Below are 1,221 nucleotides of genomic sequence, written 5' to 3'. Positions count from 1 at the left end.
CTCCGAAAAACTCAGCCGCAATTGACGGTTAAAGTTATTGATACGCGTGACAATCCGCCAGGCGCCGAGCGTCTGCCTGAACAGGTTGAACTACACCGTGGTGGTTGGAATACCCAGTGGCTTGCAGAGGCGGACTTGGTGGTGACCAACCCTGGTATTGCGTTAGCGACACCAGAGATACAAACGGTGCTAGCGAAAGGCACGCCTGTCGTGGGGGACATCGAGTTGTTTGCTTGGGCTGTGAATAAACCAGTGGTGGCTATCACGGGTTCAAACGGCAAGAGCACGGTGACAGATTTAACTGGTGTGATGGCAAAAGCGGCAGGATTGACGGTGGGTGTCGGCGGTAACATTGGCGTGCCTGCACTGGAACTGCTTGCGCAAGATGCGGATTTGTATGTTCTGGAACTTTCAAGTTTTCAGTTGGAAACGACGTCGAGTTTGAAACTCAAAGCGGCGGCATTTCTTAACCTTTCCGAAGATCATATGGATCGCTACGAAGGTATGGCAGATTATCGCGCTGCTAAGCTGCGTATTTTTGATCATGCAGAGTTAGCTGTGGTTAACCGTGATGATCAAGAGACGTACCCAGAGGTTGAGATGCCTGTGGTTACGTTTGGCAGCGATGAGCAAGCTTACGGCCTTGAAGTCGATGGTTCTCGCACATGGTTACTTGATCATGGTCAGCGCGTAATCGCCAGCGATGAATTGAAACTTGTCGGCAAACATAACTTAGCGAACGCTCTCGTCGTGTTGGCTCTGCTCAAAGCTGCAGGTGTTGATTACCACAACGCTTTGAATGCACTTAAAAATTACACTGGACTGACACATCGATGCCAGGTGGTTGCGGATAATCGTGGCGTAAAATGGGTGAATGACTCTAAAGCAACTAATATCGCAAGCACTATTGCGGCGCTATCAGGATTAGAGTCGACCGGTAAACTTTATCTGCTCGTTGGTGGTGTCGGTAAAGGCGCGGACTTCACGCCATTAAAACCGATCTTTGCAACGCTTAACCTACAACTGTGCTGTTTTGGCCTAGATGGCGATGATTTTATGCCACTACATGAGTCAGCAATCCGTTTCAACACCATGGAAGATGTGATTCAACAAATATCTTCGCAGTTAAAATCTGGTGATATGGTGATGCTGTCTCCTGCATGTGCTAGCTTTGATCAATTCGACAATTTTATGGCAAGAGGCGATGCATTTGCTGTTCTT

At 48.5% G+C, this 1,221-nt stretch carries 1 protein-coding gene; it reads left to right on the top strand.

The window, feature by feature from the left end:
- Nucleotides 1–1,221, top strand: a 1,221-nt coding sequence (murD, locus tag R7R78_RS24130) for a UDP-N-acetylmuramoyl-L-alanine--D-glutamate ligase (RefSeq protein WP_225474376.1), incomplete at both ends; no start/stop codon positions are given.

It is taken from the genome of Vibrio sp. 2134-1 (assembly GCF_033339495.1).
Note: the sequence above shows the minus strand (reverse complement) of the source record. Positions and strands in the feature narration are given on the sequence as shown.